The organism is Vibrio gangliei (genome assembly GCF_026001925.1).
In the GTDB taxonomy this organism is placed as follows: domain Bacteria; phylum Pseudomonadota; class Gammaproteobacteria; order Enterobacterales; family Vibrionaceae; genus Vibrio; species Vibrio gangliei.
This window is the reverse complement of sequence record NZ_AP021869.1, coordinates 1,216,298-1,240,780: the sequence shown is the minus strand read 5'-3', so window position 1 is coordinate 1,240,780 and position 24,483 is coordinate 1,216,298. Positions and strand designations below refer to the sequence as shown.

The following is a 24,483-nucleotide window of genomic DNA, read 5'->3' as shown; positions in this document are numbered from 1 at the left end:
GCCGACCGAATGAACAACAAGGAACGAACTGGTTAAACGTATGCCGAGGCAGTTACCCTACCATGGCATAGGTTTCATAATGACTATGCAAGTTAGCTTTAGCAAACCTATCGTGCATCACTTTTATAGGTTCGGCGAATTTGAGCGTTTTGGATTCTGTAAGACTGAAATCACGCAAAGAGACAGAAATACAAATGCTCGCAGTTTCTCCTACCTCGACCACCATAAAATGGCCTTCTGAATAGCAATTTCTTAGATGGACGATTTCCCCTTCTTCAGGGGTAAAATCGCCCCCTTGTGAAGAGAAGAACCAACTTTTAGGCTGAACTGGCTTATGAAAGCGTCTAGCTGCAACACTATTTAATGCCAACTCAGCCTTGCGCGGCTCTGATAACGGTAGAACATCCACCTGTTGTTTGAATTTGTGGTAACTCGATGCATCATCGACAGAAAACTCATTTTCTTGAAATGCACTGTTGATAAGAAGTTTTTGAGGAAGATTTACGCTGAAAACCATGTCCTGCCCAAGATCCAGCATAAGGGACTTGTTGGTCTCATTGTAATACCATTTCCATGTATCACTCGGTTTAAGCATTGTTCCAGCCTCTCAAAAAAAAAGCGAAATAGACACTTCACTTCTCGTCTATCCGTTAAGATGTTCTTTGATTGTACAAACGGATAAACAAAAAAAAAGAGGAAAACTTAGTTCCTCTTTTCAGGCTGAAATCATTTTTTCATTAAAATGAATACTTGATTTTTATATATTTTTCACAATCTCTTTTACAAGCGCTGGACCTTTATAAATAAAACCAGAAAATACTTGTACTAATTTCGCACCTGCAAGCATTTTCTCTTTTGCTGCAATGTATGAGTCAATACCACCAACACCAATAATTGGGATCTCTTCACCAAGCTCTTTGTATAACTGACGAATCACTTCTGTACTGCGAGACTGTACAGGGCGACCACTTAAGCCCCCCGCCTCTGTTGAATTTTTCATGCCATCGACCAAAGTACGATCCAATGTCGTATTCGTCGCTATTACACCATCGATTTTATATTTCTTTAAAGAATCACAAATTTGCTTTAATTCATCATCCGTCAAGTCTGGTGCAATTTTAAGTGCAAGCGGGACATACTTATCATATTGCTTAGCCAGTTCTGCTTGTTTTTCTTTCAATGCCGCCAATAGTTCATCTAAAGCTTCACCATATTGTAAGGTTCGCAATCCTGGCGTATTTGGCGATGAAATATTCGCAGCAATATAACCTGCGTATGGATACACTTTTTCCATACAGATTAAATAATCTTCCGTGCCCTTTTCGATCGGTGTGTCTTTATTCTTACCAATGTTGATGCCTAACACCCCATCAAAGTTCGATTTTTTAACATTTTCAATCAGTGCATCTACACCTTCATTATTGAAGCCCATGCGGTTGATGATCCCTTCTGCTTCAACAATACGAAAACAACGAGGCTTTTCATTACCAGGCTGTGCTCGCGGTGTCACTGTGCCGATTTCTAAGAAACCGAAGCCCATTGCACCGAACGCATCAATACATTCGCCATTTTTATCCATACCGGCAGCTAGACCTACTGGGTTCTTAAACGTTAAGCCCATGACTTCAACAGCTCGTGTTGGCAAGTTTTGGCGGAAGAAAAAGTCTAGAGGAGTGCCATTTAATCTTCTTAAATTTTTAATAGCCATTTCATGTGCCGTTTCAGCACTAAATCTAAATAAGCCAGCTCTGGCTATACGATAAAGCATACTTCCTCCAAATAAGATCAAAAAAGCCCCGAAAAATCCGGGGCGAAGTATACCTTTGTTACACTCGTTATACCAGTTGCAATCGTTTGCAGTCAGGTTAACTCATGTTCACACTTAGTGCTTGAGTGACTGATTTGCGGCACAATTTAAATTCAACAACATCAATTCTCGCAACGCTACTGAAAATTTAGCAAATTCATGCGCCGCTCCGACTTTGAACTCATTAAGAATACTTTCCCAACGCTCAATAGAAACTTGATTCGTCTCTATCCATGCTGAAAGGTTCGTATCCACATCTTCTGTTTCTCCACAGGTAATAACTTGCTGAGTTAATTGACGTTGTTGCCAATCTAGATCTTCACGGAATGTAGCTCTCGCCAACGCTTGCCAGTGATTATCAATCGGTTGATTATTAATTTGATTTAAGAACCAATGCAGCGATAGACGATCCCCAAGAGTGAAATAAAGCTTGGCTGTGTGATCAATAGACGATCCACTTTCCGCTGCCACCGTAGCAATATCTAATGATGAATATAAACTGGTTAAACGTGAGATCGTATTGGCAACCTCTTTATTCACACCCTGTTTTATCCAATCTTTTGCTAACTGGTTATGCTCTTCGACTTCAGATTTAACCAAATAAGCATCAAGATCATTTTGGATACGCTTCACGTCCGCTTGGAAATGCTGAATAATGTCGCTAACACTTTGTTTTAGCATGCGATTACGTAATAACCAACGAGATGAACGACGTAAAATCCGACGCACGAACATCATTAATTCATACTGAACTCCTGCTGTGGCCACATTATCGAGTGAACGGATTTGCTCAAATAAAGACTCCGCTGCAAAGATCTCACGTGCCGCAACATAAGCATTAGTAATATCGACAACGCTGGCACCCGTTTCATCTTGCAACCGTGAAACAAAATTGCAGCCCATTTCATTCACCATTTGATTTGCCAATGATGTCGCTATCAATTCTTTTCTTAATGGATGCGTATCCATCTTATCTTTATAGTGACGTTGTAACTCGGATGGGAAGTATTTAATCAAAAGCTCTGCATTAGCTGTATCATTGGCAATTTCATCACATGCGAGTTGCTCTTTAAGCACCATTTTCGAGTATGCAATGAGAACGGATAACTCCGGTCTAGTGAGGCCTTTACCGTGTTTTTCTCGCTCAAGTAAAGTTTCATCGTCAGGAATGTACTCCAGTGCACGATCTAACTTACCCTGCTTTTCAAGAGCATGAATAAAGCGAATTTGCTCTTTTACCTGCGCGGTCCCTTGATGTTCGCTGACTGAAATCGATTCAGATTGACAATAGGCATCTTCTAACACGATGTCTGAAATATCATTCTCCATACGGTTAAGCAATTCATTACGTTGCTTAATGGTGAGATCGCCATTACTGACCAAGCTATTCAGGAAGATCTTGATATTCACTTCGTTATCAGAACAATCCACACCGCCCACATTATCGACAAAATCAGTATTAACACGGCCACCAGCTAAAGCAAATTCAATACGGCCACGCTGTGTCATGCCAAGGTTGCCACCTTCGCCTACCACTTTAGCCCGTAATTCACAGCCGTCGACACGCAGACCATCGTTCGCTCTATCTCCGACTTCAGTATGGCTTTCACTGGACGCTTTCACGTAAGTCCCAATACCACCATTCCATAATAAGTCGACTTTCATCTTTAAAAGTAACTTGATTAATTCCGTTGGCGTAACGGATGGCTTTTGCGTCCCCACCATTTTTTGGATCTCTGGTGTCAATGTGATCGACTTCGCTCGTCTTGAGAATACGCCACCACCATTTGAGATCAAACTCGGATCGTAATCCTCCCAACTTGAGCGAGGTAGCTTGAATAAGCGGTCACGTTCGATCCAACTTTTCTCAGCATCCGGATTGGGATCAATAAAGATGTGAAGATGGTTAAATGCGGCTTGCAGACGAATATGCTTAGAGAGCAACATACCGTTACCGAACACATCACCCGCCATATCACCAATACCAATACTGGTAAAATCGGTTGATTGGCAATCGATACCCATCTCTCTGAAATGACGCTTCACCGATTCCCAGCCACCTCTTGCGGTAATACCCATGGCTTTGTGGTCATAACCATTTGAACCACCTGAGGCAAAAGCATCACCTAGCCAGAAGTTATATTCGGCTGAAACTGCATTGGCAATATCAGAGAATGTCGCGGTGCCTTTATCGGCAGCAACCACTAAATAGGCATCATCATGATCATGACGCACAACATCTTTCGGCGGAACCACTTCACCATTGATGATATTGTCAGATACATCGAGTAACGCACGAATAAATCGCTTATAGCAACGTTGACCTTCCGCAAAAATTTCATCTCGATTGGTTAAACCGGCTTGACGCTTACAGACAAAGCCACCTTTTGCACCAACAGGAACAATAACGGTATTTTTCACCTGTTGAGCTTTCACAAGGCCTAAGATTTCAGTACGGAAATCTTCTTGTCTATCAGACCAACGCAAACCACCGCGTGCTACTTTACCCGCTCGTAAATGAACACCTTCTACATCTGGTGCATAAACAAAGATTTCAAACTCAGGTACCGGAGCAGGAATTTCGGGAATTTTTCTTGGTTTCAGTTTTAGTGATAGCCACGGTTTCGCATGACCTTGATCATCCGTTTGGAAATAGTTGGTTCTGATTGTTGCTTGAATCATTTCCATATAACGGCGGATGATTCGGTCATCATCTAAGCTTTCAACTTTCTCTAATTGCTCTTTAATCAACGCAATCAGTTTGTCTTCCGCTTTACTGCGAGATTTTACTTGTGGATCAAAACGCTTAATGAATAATTCGACTAAGGCTTGTGCTAATTTAGGATGACACGACATAGTGTCTTCAATATATTGCTGACTAAACGGAAAACCTACTTGTCTCATATACCGAGCGTAACTACGAAGAATCGTCACTTCTCGACCCGTTAGTCCTGCCGATAAAATCAGACGATTAAAACCATCACTCTCTAGCTCTCCACTCCAAATCGCAGCAAAGGCTTGTTGGAAACGATCTCGAGCTTCCGTAAGATCCACTTTTTGATCACCACGATGCAACATGGAGAAATCTAAGATCCAAAATACCGTGCCATCTTCTTTTTCGATCTCATAAGGCGATTCTCCGATCACGCGTAGCCCTAGATTTTCTAGCATCGGCATCACATCAGAAAGATGAATAGGCTCTTCTTTGTGGTACAACTTTAACCGCACCGCTTTGGAATCCTGCTTCTCTTCTTGTGGTCGATAAAAGAGCATGCCCAACTTATTGTCTTCGTTTAATGATTCAAGCTGCTCAATATCGGCAACCGCAGTGCCTCCGGCTAAGGTCTCTTCTTTATATGAACGAGGGAAAGCATCTTTGTATTGTTTAACCAATTCAGTACCTTGATTCTCACCGAAATGGTTCATGATGAATTGAGAAAGGCGATCATCCCAAGTTGAAGATGCTTCCATCAGATTCCTCTCAATATTTTTAACGTTAATATCCTGATTGGTGTTATCTACACGGACAATGTAGTGGGTTCTTGCTAGCGGGCTTTCTGAGAAAAACGTGGTAAACTCAACTTCCTGCTCACTATTAAAGTATTCTTTAAATAGCTTTTGAGTTTTATGTCTTAATTCCGTGTTATAGCGTTCTTTCGTAACATACACCATGCAACTATAAAAACGTCCAAACGGGTCTTTCCGTACAAACAAACGTAAAAGATCACGATCTTGCATTTGAACGACGCCCATACCCACTTCAAGCAACTCGGCTTCTTGCGCTTGAAGCAACTCATCTCTTGGGTAATTTTCTAAAATATTATGCAGTGCTTTCCAGGAATACGAGCCTTTCAAATAACCACTTGAATTTAAAATTCGGCTGACTTTATCGCGAATAAGTGGAATATTTTCAACACTTTGGTTATAAACCGCAGAAGTATATAAACCAATAAACCGATGTTCGCCAATCACATTACCTTTGTTATCAAACTTCTTGATACCGATAGAATCCATGTGCGCAGGACGATGAATCGTTGAAGCTGTACTGCCTTTAGTTAAGATAAGTAACTCGGGTTTTCTCGCTTCTTCTTTTGCAGATTCACTTAACTCCGATAACTTATAGCTTCTCACTCTTTCTGGCTTGGTAAACAAACCGTATGCTGCAGAACTTGATGGAACAAGCTCGAAATCCCCTTTTACTGGGTTGAGATCGAACTCTTTATAACCCATAAAAGTAAAATTATGTGCCCCAAGCCAACGTAAAAAGGCAAGACCTTCCTCCATACGTTGTGAGTCAATGGGTGTACTATCGCGATTTTTTTCGGCTTCTTGAATTACTTTTTCCAATTGGGCAGACATGGATTGCCAATCTTCAACAACTAAGCGCGTATCTCCCAAAACATTCAATAACTCTTGTTTCAAACCATCCATTCGTTGTTTATCGTTCACCCTATCGATTTCAATATGAAAGAGTGACTGCATTTCACCAACGTCTTGATTGATACCTATAATATGTTTTTCACTGCGGGCAACTTTGGTTGGGGCATTTGCCATAAAGTGACTAGTAAACCCTAAGCGGTTCAATGCCATCTTAATAGAATCAACCAAGAATGCAGAATCAGGCACCACCACTTCCACGACAGTATGAGTCGATTGCCATCCCTGTTTTGCTAATGTTGGATTGAATACGCGTACAGAAACTTGGCTTTCATCTTTTTCAGCCACATGCTGCCATAGACTGACAACCGCCCCGTATAAATCCGCTTCATTTCGTTGAAACAAATCATCTTGTGACACATTACTGTATAAATGTTCAGCTAGCGCTTTAACTAATCCTTGAGTCTCATCATCTAGCTTGTCTTCAATGAGTTGGTAGACTTTTTCCAATAAAACAGGAGTGACTTTTTCTCTCGTCGGCATATCGATACTCCACAAATGGATGTTTTTTTATTATGTGTATTCACGTTATGACTATTCTCAATCGTTAAGTTCAACCTCACTCTTTTGTTACCTAAATCTCATCTATAGATACAAAAGATGAATCGTTGCAAAATTGCTGAGAATGCACAGCGGTATTGTAAGAGTAGTATTGTTAGAAAGTTAAATCTTTTCCAAGCAACAAACAGAGTAAAAGTCGAATATGTGACTCAGGTACACAATAAAAAATCTAGACATAGACATTAATACAAATCAAATAGCTACACGATATAACCAAGGCGGAGTTTTGAACTACCCTTAGTTGTGGATAAACAAAAAAAAACAGCCCAAATGGACTGCTCTAAAAAGTAGAAAATATGAACGATTTTAAAGATATGGAAGCTTCCAAAGATATGAAAGCTTCTAAAGGTATAAAAGCTTTTAAGCTTCTAACGCCTTATTAATCTTTTCATATAAGTCTTTAGCTAAGTTATCTAACCCCGCCAGTTTTTCTAATTCCACTCGAATCAAATTTTGACGAGTATCATCGTATTGACGATATTTTAATAGCGGGTCAATTAATCGCGATGCCACTTGCGGATTGCTTTCGTTTAAAGTCACCAATATTTCACTGGCAAACTGATAACCTGAACCATCAATCGCATGGAAATTCACAGGGTTTTGCGCAAAGAATGCCCCAATTAAACTGCGAGTGCGGTTCGGGTTTTTAAGGCTAAATGTTGGGTGCGACATGGTTTGCTTAATCACATCCAATGCATTATCTGCAGGATTGGTGCCTTGCAACATAAACCATTTGTCCATCACCAAACCATCATGGCTCCACTTATCACTGAAATCTTTCATCAGAGATTCACGACAGCCTAGTTGTGCTTGGTTTGCCGCGCTCATCGCAGCCATGGTATCTGTCATATTATTCGCTGACTCATATTGCGCAGACACCAGTGACTCACCCTCATCAGTTACCGCCAGATAAGATAAACACACATTTCGAAGCGCACGTTGACCAATAGCCGCATGTTCAATGGAATATTTATCTTGTTTTAAGCTGTGATACATTGCGGTCAACTCATCCACTAACTCTGCCGCAATCGTACGTTTGATGAAACCTAACGCTTTGGCGATGGCATCAACGTCAACAGGTTTAAACCAACCCGCCACTTCATTTTGGCTTGGTAAGGTTAGCATTTCGGCAATGAAAGCGGGCTCAAGTGATTCGCTTAATAAAATACCTTTAAATGCGTCAAGAACAGACTGAGGCAATGCCATTTCGTCATTAGCTTGGCATGCTGCAATATTTTGACGTAAGTATTTTGCCAGCAATGTTTGTCCTGCATCCCAACGAGCGAATTCATTTTGCGCTTGATTCATCAAGAAAACCAAATCTTCATCTTTGCTGTGATAGCCAAGTTTCACTGGCGCAGAGAATTCACGTAATAAAGAAAGGATCGGTTCTTGCTCTACATTTTCAAACACAAATTGCTGAGTGTCTTGAGTGAAATCTAAAACATTACCAACCGCTTTGCCTTCAATGATCATTGGAATCACTTCACCATCAGGTGAGTAAAGTTCTACATTCATCGGAATGTGCAATACTTGTTTATTTGGCTGATCCAATGTCGGCTCAGTTTTCTGACTCAAAGTTAAAGTAAAGGTCTTAGCTGCTGCATCATATGCAGTATTTGCCGTCACTACTGGCGTACCCGACTGGCTATACCACAAGCGGAACTGTGTTAAATCGACACCAGAAGCATCTTCCATCGCCGCAACAAAATCATCGCAAGTTGCCGCCGTGCCATCATGACGCTCAACATATAGCTTCATGCCTTTTTGGAAACCCTCTTCACCCAATAAGGTGTGGATCATTCGGATCACTTCACTGCCTTTTTCGTATACAGTCAAAGTATAGAAGTTATTCATTTCTATGACTTTATCAGGACGAATTGGATGAGACATCGGGCTCGCATCTTCCGCGAATTGAGGGCCGCGAATAATGCGGACATTGTTAATGCGATTCACAGCGCGTGAGCCAAGATCGGATGAAAATTCTTGATCTCGGAATACGGTCAACCCTTCTTTCAAGCTGAGTTGGAACCAATCACGACAAGTAATTCGGTTACCCGTCCAGTTATGGAAATATTCATGCCCAATCACAGCTTCAATACCTAGATAATCCGTATCGGTTGCTGTCTGATCGTTTGCCAAAACGTATTTAGAGTTAAAGATGTTTAGGCCTTTGTTTTCCATTGCCCCCATATTGAAGAAATCAACGGCAACAATCATATAAATATCAAGGTCATACTCTAAACCAAAGCGCTCTTCATCCCACTTCATCGCATTGATAAGAGACGTCATCGCATGCGGTGCACGGTCTAAATTGCCTTGATCCACATAGATCTCAAGCTCGACATTACGCCCTGATTTCGTCACGAACTTATCGCGTAATACATCAAACTGACCGGCGACAAGGGCAAACAAATAAGATGGTTTTGGATGCGGATCAGACCATTTCACCCAGTGACGGCCATTTTCGAGCTCACCTTCATCGATACGGTTACCATTACTGAGTAAAAATGGATTGGCCGCTTTATCAGCGATAACCGTGGTGGTGTATTTGGCTAAAACATCCGGTCTATCAAGAAAATACGTAATTCGGCGAAAACCTTCGGCTTCACATTGGGTACAAAAAGCACCACCCGATTTATACAGCCCTTCTAATGCCGTGTTGGCAGACGGATTAATGTCTGTCACCACCGTCAATTCAAACTCATTAGGTAATTGGTGAATATGAAGTTGAGTTGAGGTGACTTCATAGTCAGACCAATCTTCACCATTAATCTGCAAACCAGCCAGCGCCATGTGCTCGCCTTCCAGAGTCAGCGTCGTTGAATTTCCTTGCTTTAAGACTTTGGACACAGCGGTCACTTTTGTTTCTTCATCATAAAGATCAAAAGTTAAATCAATATCGGTAATAGTAAATTCTGGTGCGGTATAGTCTTTGCGATACTTAGCTTGCGGCTGGTTTGTCATATAAATACTTCCTTTTCATATTCGAAAAAAATCCAAACCATTCTGACATATAATATTAACCTTGCCCATTGAGACATGTGACTAAAGCTAGTGATTGTAGTAAAAATAATGAATTTGAATGTTTTATATTCAAAAATCAGTCTAACCCACCACGGTGAAAGGCAATGTAGGTATCTGAATCTTCATTGGTTAAGAAAAGTTGATCGCGCTTAAGAGCAAACTGCGATTCCTGCTCACCATCATCGAAAATAAAATAGATATTGTTATCTTCAATGTAGTACACGCCGTCACGATATTTTTTCATGCCCGTATAGGTAAAGGATTGAATAGAAAAATAAAAATTAGGGTAAAGAACCAAATCAATTTCAGAAATTTTACTGGCAGAAACATCATCACCTTTCACCACGCTACTACGCCAATAACCAGACAGATATCTAGGAAGAATTTTCGTCATGGTGACGCCATTCAGTATGAGCTGGCTTGGGTTTACATTGTATTCAAAGGTTTGAGGAGACGAGGAAGATAATCCAATAACCAGATTATGTTCATCCGCAGAATAGTCACCAGACCACGTTTTTACGGTATGATCTTTATTTCTTACCCAAATTCTAAAACGGTAATTGGATTCCAATAACAAAGTTATAGAAAGAAACTCATCACTATTTCGGGTTTCTAAGTTTGGGTTGATGATGTGCCATTTACCAATCAAAAATGGGGTTTCAAATAAAAACATATCATGCTTGATTGGAGGATCGATGTTGGCAGCCCCAAGAGTTAAACAACTTAATAGCATAATGACACTTTTCATTGTTTGCCCTCTAAGCTGATTTGAATGATACCCACTACATAAGGTCTCATTTAATCTTAGATGGCAGATCTCTTAGCCGCAAAAATAATCACTTTTTATTAAATCTATCAATATGATATGAATGGAAAATAGTGGATAAAATTCCTAAATAGAAAAACAAAAAACGAGACTAAAATAGTCTCGTTTTCATATTATCTTCATCGCTTGTATGAAAATGGCTTAAGCATTAGATAAATCCGCTGTGATAGCAACCGCTTCATCTAAATACGCATCAGGCGCCTCATAATCTTTAGGAATGTCATCCAAAGATTTAAACGCTGGCTTATTCGCTTGTTTCTGGCGAAGATTCACACGCTCTAAACGCTCTTTATCCGCCTTTTCCACTTCAGCTTCACGATATTTTTCGTTCAGAGAAATCGTCGTATCGTCTTTTTCTGCTTGGTACTTAGCAATGTCTTGGTTAATAAATTTAAACTCAAGATCGTTTGCAATGCGTTGTTGATGCAATTGCTCAAGTTTCGCGACTTCCGCTTTTAAGTCAGACTTTGATTCTACCTGTGTATAATTGGCAGCAGGAATTTGATCCCATGGTAAAGCATTGTCTTCCACACTTTCACCGGTGTCCTCTGGCGCTACCGCACTCGGGAATGGAATGTCAGGAGCAACACCTTTACGTTGTGTACTACCACCGCTAATACGATAGAATTTTTGAATCGTATATTGCACATAACCCAACTCTTGGTCAAAAGTATCATAGATATGTGTCAATGAACGGTGCTGCTGAACCGTACCTTTACCATACGAATTCTCGCCAAGAATAATAGCGCGATCGTAATCTTGCATAGCAGCGGCAAAAATTTCAGACGCTGATGCGCTGTAACGGTTGATCAAAACTGTCAATGGACCACTATAATTCTCAACGCCATCGGTATCGCTATCAACATTAACTCGGTCGTAACTATCACGAACTTGAACCACTGGTCCTTGAGTGATAAATAAACCTGAAAGCTCAATCGCTTCAGTCAACGCACCACCACCATTATTGCGCAAATCAACGACAACGCCATCAACGCCGCCTTTATTAAACTCTTGTAATAATTTATTGGTGTCTTTCGCTAAGCTGACATAGAAACTTGGGACTTCCAGAACTCCGATTTTTTTGCCATTCTTTTCAATCACTTTTGATTTAACGGCACGGTCTTCTAGACGAATCTTGTCTCGCGTAATTGTGACAACGTGACTTTTTGCATTCTTCCCTTCTGGCAAGATCTGCAAATGCACTTTGGTTCCTTTCGGACCTTTAATTAATTGCACCACATCATCAAGACGCATACCGATGATGTCGACCATTTTCTTACCATCTTGACCAACAGCAATGATCTTATCGCCTTCCGACAATTCTTTCGAAGTCGCGGCAGGACCACCAGTGACTAAAGAGCGAATAATCGTATAATCATCTTCTGATTGCAGTACTGCCCCAATACCTTCTAGCGACAAGCTCATTTCAGATTGAAACTCATCAGCGGTACGTGGAGATAGATAACTCGTATGTGGATCAATTTGACGAGCAAACGCATTCATATAGATTTGGAAGACATCTTCACTATGAGCCTGAGTGATACGTTTAATTGCATTATTATAACGTTTCGTTAGTAACTCTTTAATTTCAGGCCATTTTTTACCTGTTAATTTAAGATTCAATGCATCGTATTTTACACGTTGGCGCCAAAGCTCATTCACTTCTGCGGTATCTTTCGGCCAAGCCGCTTTTGATCGATCAAGCTCCATTTTCTCATCAGTATCAAATTTGATCTCATGATCGAGAAGCGTCAATGCATAACTAAAACGCTCATAACGACGCTTCATCGACAAATTGAACATGTCGAATGCGGCTGTGGTATCACCCGATTTCAGTTGATCATCAATTTCAGTTTCAAATGGTTTGAAGCTATTGATATCAGCTTGAGTAAAAATATTACGGTTGTAATCAAGAGATTCGAGATAACGATCGAAAATGCCTTTAGAAAATGCATCATCCAGATTGAAGTGCTTATAGTGAGAGCGAGTAAAACGGCTCGCTACCCTCTGACTGGCAATGGCATGCTGAGTTTCAGGAGAAAGCGTTGGAATTTGAGACTCGCTGATCGTTGGTTGAACAGCAAATGCAGAGTTTGCTGCTAGCGTTAAGCTAGCAGCAAGTAGTGAAACTTTTAATCGGCAATTCATGCGTAGGAATATCCTTTCTATACGCGTAAGTGCTCCGCTTTTACGACCATTTGTAAGCCGTTAGCAAGACGGACACGCACATCGTCTTTATTGATCTCAACAATCGTTGCTGCCATATTGCCTTGTCCCATGTTTACATTGATGTTTTTGCCGATGACGACTTCATCTGACGTCAATTCACGAGTTTCAACAGGCGCAACTTTTTGAGTTGTTTTTTTCGATTCAGGTTTTGGCTTACGTGGCGCTTTTGGTGTTGCTTTCGCCTTCGCTTTTGCAACGCGTTCTTCACGGTTCTTTTCAGCTTGTTCTTTACGACGCGCTTGTACACGAGCTTTACTTTCCGCTAATGTCGTTTGAGCATGTTCTACATGTTCTGTTTCTAATTCACCGCATGCATTACCATCAAGGTCAACACGTGTAGCACCTAATTTCACGCCGTGAAGGTAACGCCAAGAAGAAGTATATTGACGTAACGCAGCGCGTAATTGAGTTTTACTTACTTTAGGGTCATCGCTTAGACGTTCAGCAAGATCTTGAAAGATACCAATTTTTAAAGGCTTTGCTTCGCCTTCTAAAGTAAAGCATTGTGGGAAACGTTCAGCAATATAGGCAATCACTTCTTTGCTGTTCTTTAACTTTTCAGTGTTTTCCATGAGGGTTCCTGGTTGGTGCGGTCTCATTCCGCACGGGTGTTCATATAAATAATTCAGGCTATTATAGTGAGATGGAAATGAAAAACCACCAACACATGCAAATTAACACCAGTTATTATACCTAAGTGGCGTTAATTTGTGTTTTCCAAGTCTAAAAAATCATTTTGCATCATGATGTGATTGAAAAATCTCTTCCACTTCTTTCATCATTGCAACAAGACCCTGCTCATCGATTTCAGAAAAACGCCCCACATTTGGACTATCAATGTCTAAAACGCCAGCCACTTTACCGTTGACTGTAAATGGAATCACAAGTTCCGAATTACTTTGCGCATCACAGGCAATATGTCCTTCAAATTGATGAACATCGTAGATACGTTGCACGGCATTCTGCTCAACGGCAATTCCACACACACCCTTGCCAACGGCAATGCGCACACAAGCAGGATTACCTTGAAATGGACCCAATACCAATTCGTCATTTTTAAGCAAGTAAAAACCAACCCAGTTGATCTCTTCTAACTCCATATTTAATAACGCACTAATATTAGATAAGTTAGCAATAAGATCCGGTTCAGACTCAATTAATGCTTTTACTTGAGCGGTGATTCGTTGGTACATCTTTAAACTCATGCTTTATTTTCCATATTCAAACAATTTTACGTACAATGCCTTAAACCTAAAAAGGAATCATTATCAAGTATGCATTATGACAATCGGCACGTGATCAATAAACAGTGGTTATTGACTCAGATCAAGAATCACAAGGGTAAATTAATCTTTGCCAATGTGGTAGCAATTTTCGCAACCGTGATCAGTGTGCCCATTCCTCTACTCATGCCACTCATGGTTGATGAGGTGTTGTTAGACAAACCTGCTTCCGGTATTGAAGTCATGAACACTCTATTACCAACGTCTTTACAAAACGCTACAGGGTATATTTCATTTATTTTCTTGATGATTGTGCTGATGCGTACCGCCAGTCAATTGCTGAACATTTTACAAAGCCGACAATTCACCCTGGTATCGAAAACCATCACTTATCAAATACGTTCCAAAATGATTGATAAACTTGGGCTTATCAGTATTAAACAGTATGAAACCCGAGGTAGTGGCGGCATCAATTCTCATCTTATTACGGATGTGGAAACCATTGATTCCTTTATAGGCACCACATTAAGTAAATTTGTTGTCAGTTTCCTCACGGTGTTTGGAACGGCGATCATTCTGTTATGGCTCGATTGGCGGCTAGGTTTATTCATTTTGCTTGTTAATCCAATCGTTATCTATTTTTCACGCAAACTTGGCAGTAAGGTCAAACATTTAAAACAAAAAGAAAATCAGTCCTTCGAGCGCTTTCAGAACCGATTGATTGAAGTACTGGATGGCATTTATCAATTACGAGCCTCAAACAAAGAAAAGCTCTATCTAGAACAACTAAAACGTCAAGCGAACGATATTCGACAAGATGCGGATAAATTCGCTTGGCAATCAGAGGCCGCCGGGCGATTATCATTTCTTCTATTTTTATTAGGGTTTGAACTATTTCGAGCCGTTGCCATGCTGATGGTGGTGTTTAGTGATCTCACTATCGGTCAGATTTTTGCCGTATTTGGCTATCTCTGGTTTATGCTTGGCCCAGTACAAGAGTTGCTCAGCGTGCAGTTTTCTTGGTACAGCGCAAAAGCTGCATTGCAGAGAATTAATTTGTTATTGCAAATGGAAGAAGAGCAGCGCCCAGCCTCCACCACAAACCCATTTCAAGCCGGCAAAGCGATGGATATTAAAATCAAAGAGGTTTGCTTTGCCTATAATAAGGAAGCACAGGTACTCAACCAACTGAACCTTACTATTCCTGCTGGAAAAAAAGTGGCTCTCGTTGGTGCAAGTGGAAGCGGTAAATCAACATTAATTCAGTTATTAATTGGCGTTTATCAACCTCAGCAAGGGCAAATACTTTTTAATGACGTGGATGCCACAAAAATTGGTTTTGAACAAATTCGTGAACAAATAGCAGTTGTATTACAACAACCTATCCTATTTAATGACAGCCTAAGACAAAACCTTACATTGGGTAGTGACTACCCTGATGAAAAACTGTGGCATGTCTTGGAAGTGGCGCAACTTGATGATGTAATTTCACAATTATCAGATGGGTTAGATACACAAATTGGACGCCAAGGCGTACGTTTGTCGGGCGGTCAAAGGCAACGGCTTTCTATTGCTCGAATGTTGCTTGCGGAGCCCCAACTTGTCATTTTAGATGAAGCAACTTCGGCACTTGATACCGCAACCGAGTCACGTCTTCATCAAGCCATGAATACATTTTTAAACGGCCGAACCACATTGATTGTCGCGCATCGTTTATCTGCGGTTCAACAAGCTGACTTCATTTATGTATTAGAAGATGGGCAAGTCACTCAGGCAGGCACACATCGCGAGTTAGTAGCTCGGAAGGGATTGTATCAAACGTTATACGGTAACGTTTCAAGCGCCATATCTACTTCCTATCCAGATAGTGTGTATAAATAATAACTATAAAGCGAGTTCTATGGATACCAAGGGTTCTGAGCAAACTTCATATAATGCCAGTCGTGCTGCCGTCATTGAGCCTGCGACTCAACTATCGGATAAGGACCACGATACGAATAATCACCATGTGCAAAGTGTCGTGATTTGTCCTTGTTGCAACCTGAAATTGACTACTCAGGCAGTACAACACCGTATTAATGCCCACTGCCCTCAATGTGACACTCAATTGTATAGAGGGAAACAGTTTCTACTCAATACCAATCTGATGCTAGCACTCAGCGGGCTACTTTTCTTTATTCCGACCCTTTTTCTACCCTTTATTACCATTCGACTGATCAATGTAAATTTTGCATCGACCGTGATTTCTGGAGCCTTCGCACTGTTTAATGAGGGCTTTGCGTTACTTGGACTTTTGATCTTTCTCTGTAGTGCTGTTTTTCCCGCATTACTTTTTATTTCTGTCATAGGTGCGCATTGGGGGCTAAAGCAACGCCACTTCAAAGTATTCAAATATTCGCTTGTCACCTATCAACATGTTAAGCATTGGTGGATGTTGGATGTATTTCTATTAAGCATCGCCGTTTCAGCTTTTAAATTACGCGAATATTCCACCGTTACTCCTGAAGTGGGTTTAATCTGTATCGTGTTAGCTCAAGTTATCGCTATCACGTTAATCTTGCGAATGAGCGTTAGACTCTATTGGGAAACTTGGGAAACAGCCCCAGACTTCTCCAAGCAATCCACCGCAGTGCATTGTCAGCATTGCCATCTATCCCAACCTTACACACAACATTGCCAACGCTGCCAAAGCCCTATTACGCAACATTATCGCCGTTCTATTCAAACTACATGGGCATTTTTGCTTGCAGCTGCGGTATTTCTTATTCCTGCAAATGTACTCAGCATTTCCATTATTTTTAGTAATGGCATCCGCTACGAAGATACCATTTTTTCCGGTGTAGTGACGCTCATGAATGGTCACATCCCCATTGCAATCATTATCTTTGTAGCAAGTATTTTAGTGCCTGTAGCGAAAATTATGGGATTAGCTTATATTTTGATTTGTATACAGTTAAAATCATCGGCTGATCAATACCATAGAATGAAACTTTATCTATTCGTAAAGTGGATTGGTAAGTGGTCTATTTTGGACCTCTTTGTGATTGCAACTACGATTGCGCTTGTCGACCGAGACCAAATTCTCGATTTTTCACCCGGCCCCGCTGCCATCGCTTTTGCTGCTGTCGTGGTACTCACTATGTTTGCGGCAGAAAGTTTAGACCCTCGTCTAATTTGGGATACACCTACTAAAACGGACAATAAGAACGAATCCTATGAAGTATGAGTCATCAGAAAATCAGGTTACTTTGAAAAAAGATAGAAAGATTTCGCCGTTGTGGATCTTACCTATTATTGCATTATGTCTTGCGGCCTGGTTAGGATACAAAAGCTACAGTGAAATGGGTCAACGCATTCAAATTCATTTCACCAATGCACAAGGTTTGATAGAGGGTCGCACGACTATTCGCTACCAAGGTCTTGAAGTCGGTATTGTGCGAAAAATTAGCCTCGCCGATAACCTAAAAGATATTTATGTCGACGCGGACATTTACCCAAAAGCAACCAAGTTATTGTCTGAAAATACCCGGTTTTGGCTAGTCAAACCGCAAGCTAGTTTAAGTGGTATCACTGGGCTCGATGCTTTAGTTTCAGGGAATTACATCGCGATTCAGCCAGATAACGACACCATGGAAGGTAAGAAGCATTCCACCAAAACGGAATATACCGCCCTCAAAGAAGAGCCAATGGATATCCGTGCTCAAAACGGTGTGAACTTTACGCTCACTTCAAAAGATCTCGGTTCTATTTCTGTCGGTTCGAAAATCATGTTCCGTAAAATCCCGATTGGCGAAGTGACCAACTTCAACTTAGCTCAAGATTCCAGCTCAGTAAAAATTCAGGTCTCAATTAAGCAGCAATATGCGCACATCGTAAATTCAGATAGCCGTTTTTGGAATGTCAGCGGTATCAATGCCAATGTCGGCTTCAACGGTGTGGATGTACAACTTGAAAGTTTAAATGCTCTTCTTGTCGGTGCGATTGCTGTCGATTCTCCAGAAGATGGACAGCGCATAGAGGCAGGCAAAACCTTTAAGCTCTACCCCGATATTAAAACGGCTGGCCGTGGCATTCGTATAACCCTAGATACTCCTGATGACAGTAACCTTTCTGCTAATTCACCGATTATGTATAAAGGGATTGAAGTCGGTCGAATCACGGATGTAAACCTATCTGACGATAAAACCAAAGTAGTCGCTTCGGCAGCCATCGACCCCACTTTTTCTGATGACTTAAACTCTGGCTCTCACTTTGTATTAGAAGAAGCAAAGCTCTCACTCACCGAAATGAAAAACGTGAGCAACTTCATTCGTGGCAATTTTTTGAGTTTAATCCCTGGCAATGGGCAACGAGCCAGACATTTTGCTGTCGTGAAAAAAAATGAACTCCTGCGAGCGGCGAATCAAACGACTCCGATTAACCTATCAGCGGAAAATACCTATGGAATTGAGGATGGTACGCAAATTCTCTACCGTGGTATTCCTGTCGGTAGTATTAACAAAGTCTCATTGGATGGAGAACGAGTTCGATTTGATGCACAAATTGATACTCAATACGCACATCTGATCAAATCCAAAACACGCTTCTACATCACTTCAAGTGTTAATGCGAGCTTTACCGGGACTGGTATTAATGTGTCAATGCCGCCAATTAAACAACTTCTCGCCGGCTCCGTAACTTTTGATAGCTTAGGTGAAGATAAAATAAATTCAGAGTACCACTTGTATGCGAGTAAACCACTCGCCGATTTAGCCAAGTATGAAACCGCAGGATCCACTAGCCTCACTTTATTTGCGAATACTTTACCTCCCGTTTCCATAGGTAGCCCTATCCTTTATCGTAACTTAGAGGTAGGTAAAGTCTCGCACTTCGCCTTAGTGGATGGCGGCGTGAAAATACAAGTCCGAATTGAGAACCGCTATAAGTACCTCGTCACCAAACAAACGGTATTTTGGAACCATTCCGGTATTCAAGTTGACGCTAATCTTAGCGGGTTAAAAGTGACCGCGTCACCAATTGCAAGTTTAATTAAAGGTGGGATTTCATTTGATAGCCTACCGGGAGTTGAAAACAAGCTCAAAGATAATTGGATTCTTTACCCTGATTACAAATCAGCACGCCAATTTGGTAAAGAAATCACCCTACTAACCTCAGAAAATCAAAATGTTGCGGTTGGTATGCCGATTAAATATCAAGGCGTTCAAGTAGGTGAAGTGACACTCGTTCACCCTAACTTTGTGAAGAAAAGTGTGGAAATATCAGCTCGTATCTTCCCTGAGTTTGTTGATGATATTGCCAAGAAAGACAGCCACTTCTGGGTGGTTTCACCAGAAATAGGCATCACGGGCGCAAAACATATTGATACGATTCTCAGCCCCTATATTGAGGTTGAACCATCTAATTCAACTCAAGTTAGCAATGTCTTTAACTTAGAAAAACAAGCTCAATCTGATACAGGTCGGATTTATTATCTACAAAGCCTTACCCGCTCATCAGTGAAAGCAGGTGCACCTGTGCTTTATCGTGATTTTGAGATTGGCCACGTCACCGATGTCGAACTTGGCGAGTTAGCAGACCGAGTGATCACGACAATAGAGATTGAACCTGAATATGCTTATTTGATTCGAAAAAATTCAGTATTCTGGAATGTGTCTGGCGTGAATGTCAGCATTGGTTTGTCAGGTGCCAACATAAAAGCAGGCACTGTTGACGATGTTTTACGTGGTGGTATCGCCTTTGCTACACCAGATGATGAGTCTTTACAGCCTAAAGCCGGGGAAAAATCGACGTTCTTGCTCAATAAAGAGCCTGAGCCTGAGTGGTTAACTTGGCAATTAGCGATTCCTAAGTAACCTTAGCTGAAGTTAAGTAAATTCAATACTAAGTAAAGAAAAAGTGCAGCGGTCAAATCAGCTGCATTTTTTTTCATTTACGCTAAAATTCACGCTTATATTTTTATCCCGTGAGGCCACTTCTTTGCACACTAACGTTAACCTACCTACTGAATTTCTTCAGCTTGTTGAATCGACCATGCCAAGCCACCTTTCTATGGCGGATTTTATCGCGGCATGCCAAAGACCGCTGCGTCGTAGCATTCGTGTCAATACATTGAAAGTCAGTGTGCAAGAGATGTTGGTGATTGCTGGCGAAAAAGGATGGACATTATCTCCTATCCCTTGGTGTGAGGAAGGATTCTGGATTGATCGCGAAGATAAAACCGTTCCGTTAGGTAACACGGCTGAACACTTAGCTGGCCTTTTTTATATTCAAGAAGCAAGCTCGATGTTACCGGTTACTGCGTTATTAAAAGATAACGACAATCTAGATTTAGTGTTAGATATGGCAGCCGCACCCGGTTCTAAAACGACTCAAATAGCAGCAGCCATGCAAAATCATGGTGCCTTAGTCGCCAATGAATACTCTGCAAGTCGTGTTAAAGTATTGAGTGCCAATGTACAGCGCTGCGGTGTGTCGAACACTGCACTCACTAATTTTGATGCTCGTGTGTTTGGCAGTTGGTTACCTGAGCAATTTGATACTATTTTATTAGATGCTCCCTGCTCAGGTGAAGGCACGGTACGTAAAGACCCGGATGCAATGAATAACTGGGATCTTACTTCTATCGGCGATATTGCTAATACCCAACAAGACTTAATCGAAAGTGCTTTTCATGCGCTCAAACCCGGTGGCACCATGGTGTATTCAACCTGTACACTCAACCACCAAGAAAACCAACATGTATGTTTGCACTTGAAAAAGACCTTTGGTGATGCGGTTGAGTTTTTACCATTAGGTGATTTATTTGAGCATGCTGAAAAGGCACTTACTCCTGAAGGCTTTTTACACATCTACCCACAAATTTTTGATAGTGAAGGCTTCTTTGTTGCTAAGATAAAAAAGCACGCATCCGTTCCACCACCTGATGTCAATAAGCGTTTGGGTAAATTCCCTTTCGAGCCGGCTAATAGCAAAACCTGCCAACAAATCGTTCAAGAGTTAAATTCAACACTCGGATTATCCATACCGTCTTCAAGCCAAATTTGGCTACGTGACAAAGAAGTCTGGCTTTTCCCTACCGCAATGGTTCATTTAATTGGTGAGCTGCGCTTTAGTCGTATTGGATTGAAGCTAGCTGAAACATTGAAACCATCAAATAAAAAGAATGCGCCCCTTTATCGATGGCAGCATGAAGCGGTAATGGCACTGGGTACAACGAATCATGAACAAAGTGTCGAGTTAACGATTGATGATGCGCGCGAATGGTTTATGGGACGTGATGTGAGACCAGATGTCACGCCAGGTAAAGGTGAAGTTATGGTCACCTATTCTGGCAGCGTAATCGGGTTAGGTAAATGGGTTGGCAACCGCATTAAAAACGGTTTACCTCGAGAATTGGTCCGAGATAAAAATTTATTTTGATGTTCAATGTATGGCAATAAGCCAACTGGACATGTGTTTGTAAGCTGGAAAATTGAGCAGTTTGCGCTAGGCTTAACAAGGTTCAACTTAAGTTCTACGATTAACGCAACGCTCGCATAGAGCAATTCCCCTAGGCTCGTAATAAATTTGATTACGAGCCCTTTTTTATGTTGGTCTTACTGAACAATTTCCCATTGTTTGGCTAAGCGGTCTTTATCATGCCCTGCAAGCCATTGATTCACTTTATTGAGTAACTCAGTGTTCTCTTTTTTCATCATGTAAACTTTATAGCTTTTTGTCCCCTCTAAGACTTCATTCGACGCAATACAGAACACACCTTTTTCATAGTTCTGATAATAACGCCCTTCAATTAAGTCTGTGAACATCACATCAGCATGATTATGCCTAATAGCCATTAAGGTTTCTAAATTATCTTTTTTACGGATGATTTGAGCATGTTTTATATGAGCATTAACATAACTCTCATTAGTGCCACCAGGGTTAACCACGACCTTAACATGCGGTTGATCAATATCTTCTAACGTTTCAAATTCAAGCTCTTTGCTGCATTGAGTTAATGCTATCTTGCCGTTTTTGGCAACCGAATTGGATAAAGCGAACTGCTTTTCACGTTGAGCGGTTTTTGTCACTCCACCAGCCGCTATATCAAATTTATCTTCAGCGAGATCAGAACTTAACGATGGCCAAGTTGTTGCGACATAGGTCACTTTCAAACCAAGTGATTTGGCTAAATGCTTAGTCATATCGACATCAAACCCCACGAGTTGACCGAGTTTATTTTTGAAAGATAAAGGGGAATAATCGGCTGTCAGACCAATACGAAGTTCACCACTTTGCTGAATTTCATCCCAACTTCTGGCTAAAGCGGAATGAGAAGTAAAAAGTGCTGTTGCAAGTAAAAGGCCGCCCACCGCATGGTGACGTGTAAGGAGTTTGCTCATCATTAGTACTTCCATTTTAAATGATTGATTTGTCCATAAACCAACATCTATCAAATCAGAACGGGGTTTAAAAAGCCATTCATTTTATAATATTTGGAAGACAAAAAGAGTATTTTGAGAGGAAATCTTTAAACAAACTCATTCCGTGGGTCCGATTTAAGATTTAAAGAGAAGTTATATAAAAAATATTCTGACTTATACTCGCATTCCAAGTCGCACAACATAGCATTGTAATTAACCTTTAATGACGAATAAAGTTGGGTAGTTCATCAATGAAATGATCTTCTTTTTCGATCACGCCTGCTTTCTCACGTTGCTGCCATAATTCTGGTGCATCGAGAAATTTTTTCGCTTTCTTTTGGTCAAATACCTTGAACATACAAAATACATTCACTTCAGTTTTTGACGACGATGCCTCATGCCACAGGCTTTTAAGCATTAACCCTGCTTCTTCATAGGAAATGGGGTTTACGTTAAAGTAATCACCCATACCTGATAGTCCATGATTTTATTTCTACATAAAAGATACATAATATACCCAAGTGACTTCAAGATGCAGAATTCAGAGCTGTCATCCAAGTCTTTAAACAAGAAAGATTCGTACAGGAATGTAATCACCTTTCAAGCGAATCTGACGCTGTGTAAAGGCTTGGATGAAGCTCCCGAAGGGCAAGCTAAAACTCGCATCTTGAAGCTACTTGGGTATAAAACCCAGTTACTTTCTACAGTCAGCTGTTCGCTTTTCAGTGGGGCTCTATTTAATGCCAATTGGTAATGAGGTTTAAGTTCAGGTTATTTTAAACTGGCTCAAAACCATCAATTCTTTGACTTAACTCAACTAAATGTTAGCCATTCAGTCTCATTTTAAATATTTAACAACCCAAAAATGAAAAAACGCATCACTTTTCAGTCATGCGTTTTTAGGTAATTCGTTTTCAAACAGCCTATTTTTAATTAGCCGATTTTTATTCCATCACTTGGCTTTAGGCTTTATAGATCCCATCTTGCTCGATTCGAATCTTCCCTTGCTTGTACAAACCACCAATGGTTTTCTTAAAGGTGCCTTTGCTTGTTCGGAACACGGTAAAAATCGCTTCTGGTGTAGACTTATCACTGAGCGGTAAGAAACCACCTTTAGACTCAAGAACATGCATCACCTTCTCACTAAGGTCATCCATTTTTGCAACACCAATTTTTTGTAGCGATAAATTAATGCGCCCATCCTCACGAATCCCTTTGATATAGCCCTTTAGACGCTTACCGACAAACAACTTACCAAATACGTCAGATTTAAAGATGACGCCCCAGTGAGACTCATTAATAATTGCCTTAAAGCCCAAATCAGTACGCTCAGCAATCAATAATTCAACTTGCTGATTAACTTCATAATTTGCTGGGGTTTTGTCCAACAACTTATTGAATTTCGTTGTACCCACAATACGGCCAGAGGCTTTATCTGAATACACATAAACCAGAACATTTTGGCCTTCACGTAAAGGAACGCGTTGATTACCAAACGGTACGAGAAGATCCTTTTTATCAATCCCCCAATCAACGAATGCGCCAACGCTATTCACACCAACGACATGCATCATTGCCCATTCACCAACCTGTGCTAATGGTTTTTCCGTTGTAGCAGACAATTGATTATCAGAATCAAAATACAGCATGACATCAACATCATCACCGACTTTTGTTCCTTCTGGTACAAATTTACTTGGCAATAACACCGAGCCGTAATCGTCAGCATCGAGGAATAAGCCGAAGTCAGCTTGTTTAGTGGCAGTTAATGTATTGATTTGACCGATTTTAATCATGAAAACTCTTATTTGTTATACAGGAATGTTGAAAATAGTAGATGCAGGACACGAGACACGAGACACGAGACACGAGACACGAGACACGAGACACGAGACACGAGACACGAGACATTATACGCCCCTGCTTCTATTATTCACACAAAATAGCGCATAAAAATAAAAACTTCATGAA

General features: G+C 40.9%; 15 protein-coding genes. 4 read left to right on the top strand and 11 right to left on the bottom strand.

What is annotated here, in order from left to right; translation table 11 throughout:
- Nucleotides 1-52 precede the first annotated feature (52 nt).
- The 8 genes from Vgang_RS05595 to Vgang_RS05560 form a co-directional block, all read right to left on the bottom strand.
- Nucleotides 53-595 (bottom strand): cell division protein ZapC, encoded by a 543-nt coding sequence (locus Vgang_RS05595; protein WP_105902114.1) that lies wholly within the window; start codon nucleotides 593-595, stop codon nucleotides 53-55.
- 162 nt (nucleotides 596-757) lie between these two features.
- Entirely contained in the window at nucleotides 758-1,768 is a 1,011-nt protein-coding gene (pyrD, locus tag Vgang_RS05590; RefSeq protein WP_105902115.1) for a quinone-dependent dihydroorotate dehydrogenase, read from the bottom strand.
- A gap of 114 nt (nucleotides 1,769-1,882) precedes the next feature.
- Nucleotides 1,883-6,727 carry an NAD-glutamate dehydrogenase gene (locus tag Vgang_RS05585; protein WP_105902116.1) on the bottom strand — a complete coding sequence of 1,615 codons (4,845 nt, stop codon included), beginning with the start codon at nucleotides 6,725-6,727 and terminating at the stop codon, nucleotides 1,883-1,885.
- 438 nt (nucleotides 6,728-7,165) lie between these two features.
- Entirely contained in the window at nucleotides 7,166-9,772 is a 2,607-nt protein-coding gene (gene pepN / locus Vgang_RS05580) for an aminopeptidase N (RefSeq protein WP_105902117.1), read from the bottom strand.
- A 136-nt stretch (nucleotides 9,773-9,908) separates the two neighbouring features.
- Nucleotides 9,909-10,580 (bottom strand): hypothetical protein, encoded by a 672-nt coding sequence (locus Vgang_RS05575; protein ID WP_105902118.1) that lies wholly within the window; start codon nucleotides 10,578-10,580, stop codon nucleotides 9,909-9,911.
- 219 nt (nucleotides 10,581-10,799) lie between these two features.
- Complete coding sequence (gene prc / locus Vgang_RS05570) at nucleotides 10,800-12,806, bottom strand: carboxy terminal-processing peptidase (protein ID WP_105902119.1); 2,007 nt, start codon at nucleotides 12,804-12,806, stop codon at nucleotides 10,800-10,802.
- Nucleotides 12,807-12,823: 17 nt separating this feature from the next.
- A complete protein-coding gene (gene proQ / locus Vgang_RS05565; RefSeq protein WP_105902120.1) occupies nucleotides 12,824-13,459 on the bottom strand; it encodes an RNA chaperone ProQ in 636 nt (211 codons plus the stop codon).
- 159 nt (nucleotides 13,460-13,618) lie between these two features.
- Nucleotides 13,619-14,092, bottom strand: coding sequence for a GAF domain-containing protein (locus Vgang_RS05560; protein ID WP_105902121.1), 474 nt, complete (start codon nucleotides 14,090-14,092; stop codon nucleotides 13,619-13,621).
- 69 nt (nucleotides 14,093-14,161) lie between these two features.
- Between Vgang_RS05560 and Vgang_RS05555 the strand changes: the two genes are divergently transcribed.
- From Vgang_RS05555 to rsmF, 4 genes are all read left to right on the top strand, one after another.
- On the top strand, nucleotides 14,162-15,991 hold the full coding sequence (locus tag Vgang_RS05555; protein WP_105902122.1) for an ABC transporter ATP-binding protein: 1,830 nt from the start codon (nucleotides 14,162-14,164) through the stop codon (nucleotides 15,989-15,991).
- Nucleotides 15,992-16,010: 19 nt separating this feature from the next.
- Complete coding sequence (locus tag Vgang_RS05550) at nucleotides 16,011-17,336, top strand: paraquat-inducible protein A (protein ID WP_105902123.1); 1,326 nt, start codon at nucleotides 16,011-16,013, stop codon at nucleotides 17,334-17,336.
- On the top strand, nucleotides 17,326-19,962 hold the full coding sequence (locus Vgang_RS05545; RefSeq protein WP_105902124.1) for an MlaD family protein: 2,637 nt from the start codon (nucleotides 17,326-17,328) through the stop codon (nucleotides 19,960-19,962). The genes Vgang_RS05550 and Vgang_RS05545 overlap by 11 nt, the downstream gene beginning before the upstream one ends.
- A gap of 124 nt (nucleotides 19,963-20,086) precedes the next feature.
- On the top strand, nucleotides 20,087-21,529 hold the full coding sequence (gene rsmF, locus Vgang_RS05540; RefSeq protein ID WP_105902139.1) for a 16S rRNA (cytosine(1407)-C(5))-methyltransferase RsmF: 1,443 nt from the start codon (nucleotides 20,087-20,089) through the stop codon (nucleotides 21,527-21,529).
- A 176-nt stretch (nucleotides 21,530-21,705) separates the two neighbouring features.
- Here the strand turns inward: rsmF and Vgang_RS05535 are convergent, their stop codons facing one another.
- From Vgang_RS05535 to Vgang_RS05525, 3 genes are all read right to left on the bottom strand, one after another.
- On the bottom strand, nucleotides 21,706-22,494 hold the full coding sequence (locus Vgang_RS05535; RefSeq protein WP_245879909.1) for a transporter substrate-binding domain-containing protein: 789 nt from the start codon (nucleotides 22,492-22,494) through the stop codon (nucleotides 21,706-21,708).
- 238 nt (nucleotides 22,495-22,732) lie between these two features.
- Nucleotides 22,733-22,981, bottom strand: a complete 249-nt coding sequence (locus Vgang_RS05530; protein WP_105902125.1) for a hypothetical protein — start codon at nucleotides 22,979-22,981, stop codon at nucleotides 22,733-22,735.
- A 493-nt stretch (nucleotides 22,982-23,474) separates the two neighbouring features.
- Nucleotides 23,475-24,308, bottom strand: a complete 834-nt coding sequence (locus Vgang_RS05525) for a CvfB family protein (RefSeq protein WP_105903758.1) — start codon at nucleotides 24,306-24,308, stop codon at nucleotides 23,475-23,477.
- Nucleotides 24,309-24,483 lie beyond the last annotated feature (175 nt).

Excerpts from the sequence above, each read along its gene's own strand:
- Vgang_RS05595 (WP_105902114.1), bottom strand. The coding sequence starts at position 595 with ATGCTTAAACCGAGTGATACATGGAAATGGTATTACAATGAGACCAAC.
- pyrD (WP_105902115.1), bottom strand. The coding sequence starts at position 1,768 with ATGCTTTATCGTATAGCCAGAGCTGGCTTATTTAGATTTAGTGCTGAA.
- Vgang_RS05585 (WP_105902116.1), bottom strand. The coding sequence starts at position 6,727 with ATGCCGACGAGAGAAAAAGTCACTCCTGTTTTATTGGAAAAAGTCTAC.
- pepN (WP_105902117.1), bottom strand. The coding sequence starts at position 9,772 with ATGACAAACCAGCCGCAAGCTAAGTATCGCAAAGACTATACCGCACCA.
- Vgang_RS05575 (WP_105902118.1), bottom strand. The coding sequence starts at position 10,580 with ATGAAAAGTGTCATTATGCTATTAAGTTGTTTAACTCTTGGGGCTGCC.
- prc (WP_105902119.1), bottom strand. The coding sequence starts at position 12,806 with ATGAATTGCCGATTAAAAGTTTCACTACTTGCTGCTAGCTTAACGCTA.
- proQ (WP_105902120.1), bottom strand. The coding sequence starts at position 13,459 with ATGGAAAACACTGAAAAGTTAAAGAACAGCAAAGAAGTGATTGCCTAT.
- Vgang_RS05560 (WP_105902121.1), bottom strand. The coding sequence starts at position 14,092 with ATGAGTTTAAAGATGTACCAACGAATCACCGCTCAAGTAAAAGCATTA.
- Vgang_RS05555 (WP_105902122.1), top strand. The coding sequence starts at position 14,162 with ATGCATTATGACAATCGGCACGTGATCAATAAACAGTGGTTATTGACT.
- Vgang_RS05550 (WP_105902123.1), top strand. The coding sequence starts at position 16,011 with ATGGATACCAAGGGTTCTGAGCAAACTTCATATAATGCCAGTCGTGCT.
- Vgang_RS05545 (WP_105902124.1), top strand. The coding sequence starts at position 17,326 with ATGAAGTATGAGTCATCAGAAAATCAGGTTACTTTGAAAAAAGATAGA.
- Vgang_RS05535 (WP_245879909.1), bottom strand. The coding sequence starts at position 22,494 with ATGATGAGCAAACTCCTTACACGTCACCATGCGGTGGGCGGCCTTTTA.
- Vgang_RS05530 (WP_105902125.1), bottom strand. The coding sequence starts at position 22,981 with ATGGGTGATTACTTTAACGTAAACCCCATTTCCTATGAAGAAGCAGGG.
- Vgang_RS05525 (WP_105903758.1), bottom strand. The coding sequence starts at position 24,308 with ATGATTAAAATCGGTCAAATCAATACATTAACTGCCACTAAACAAGCT.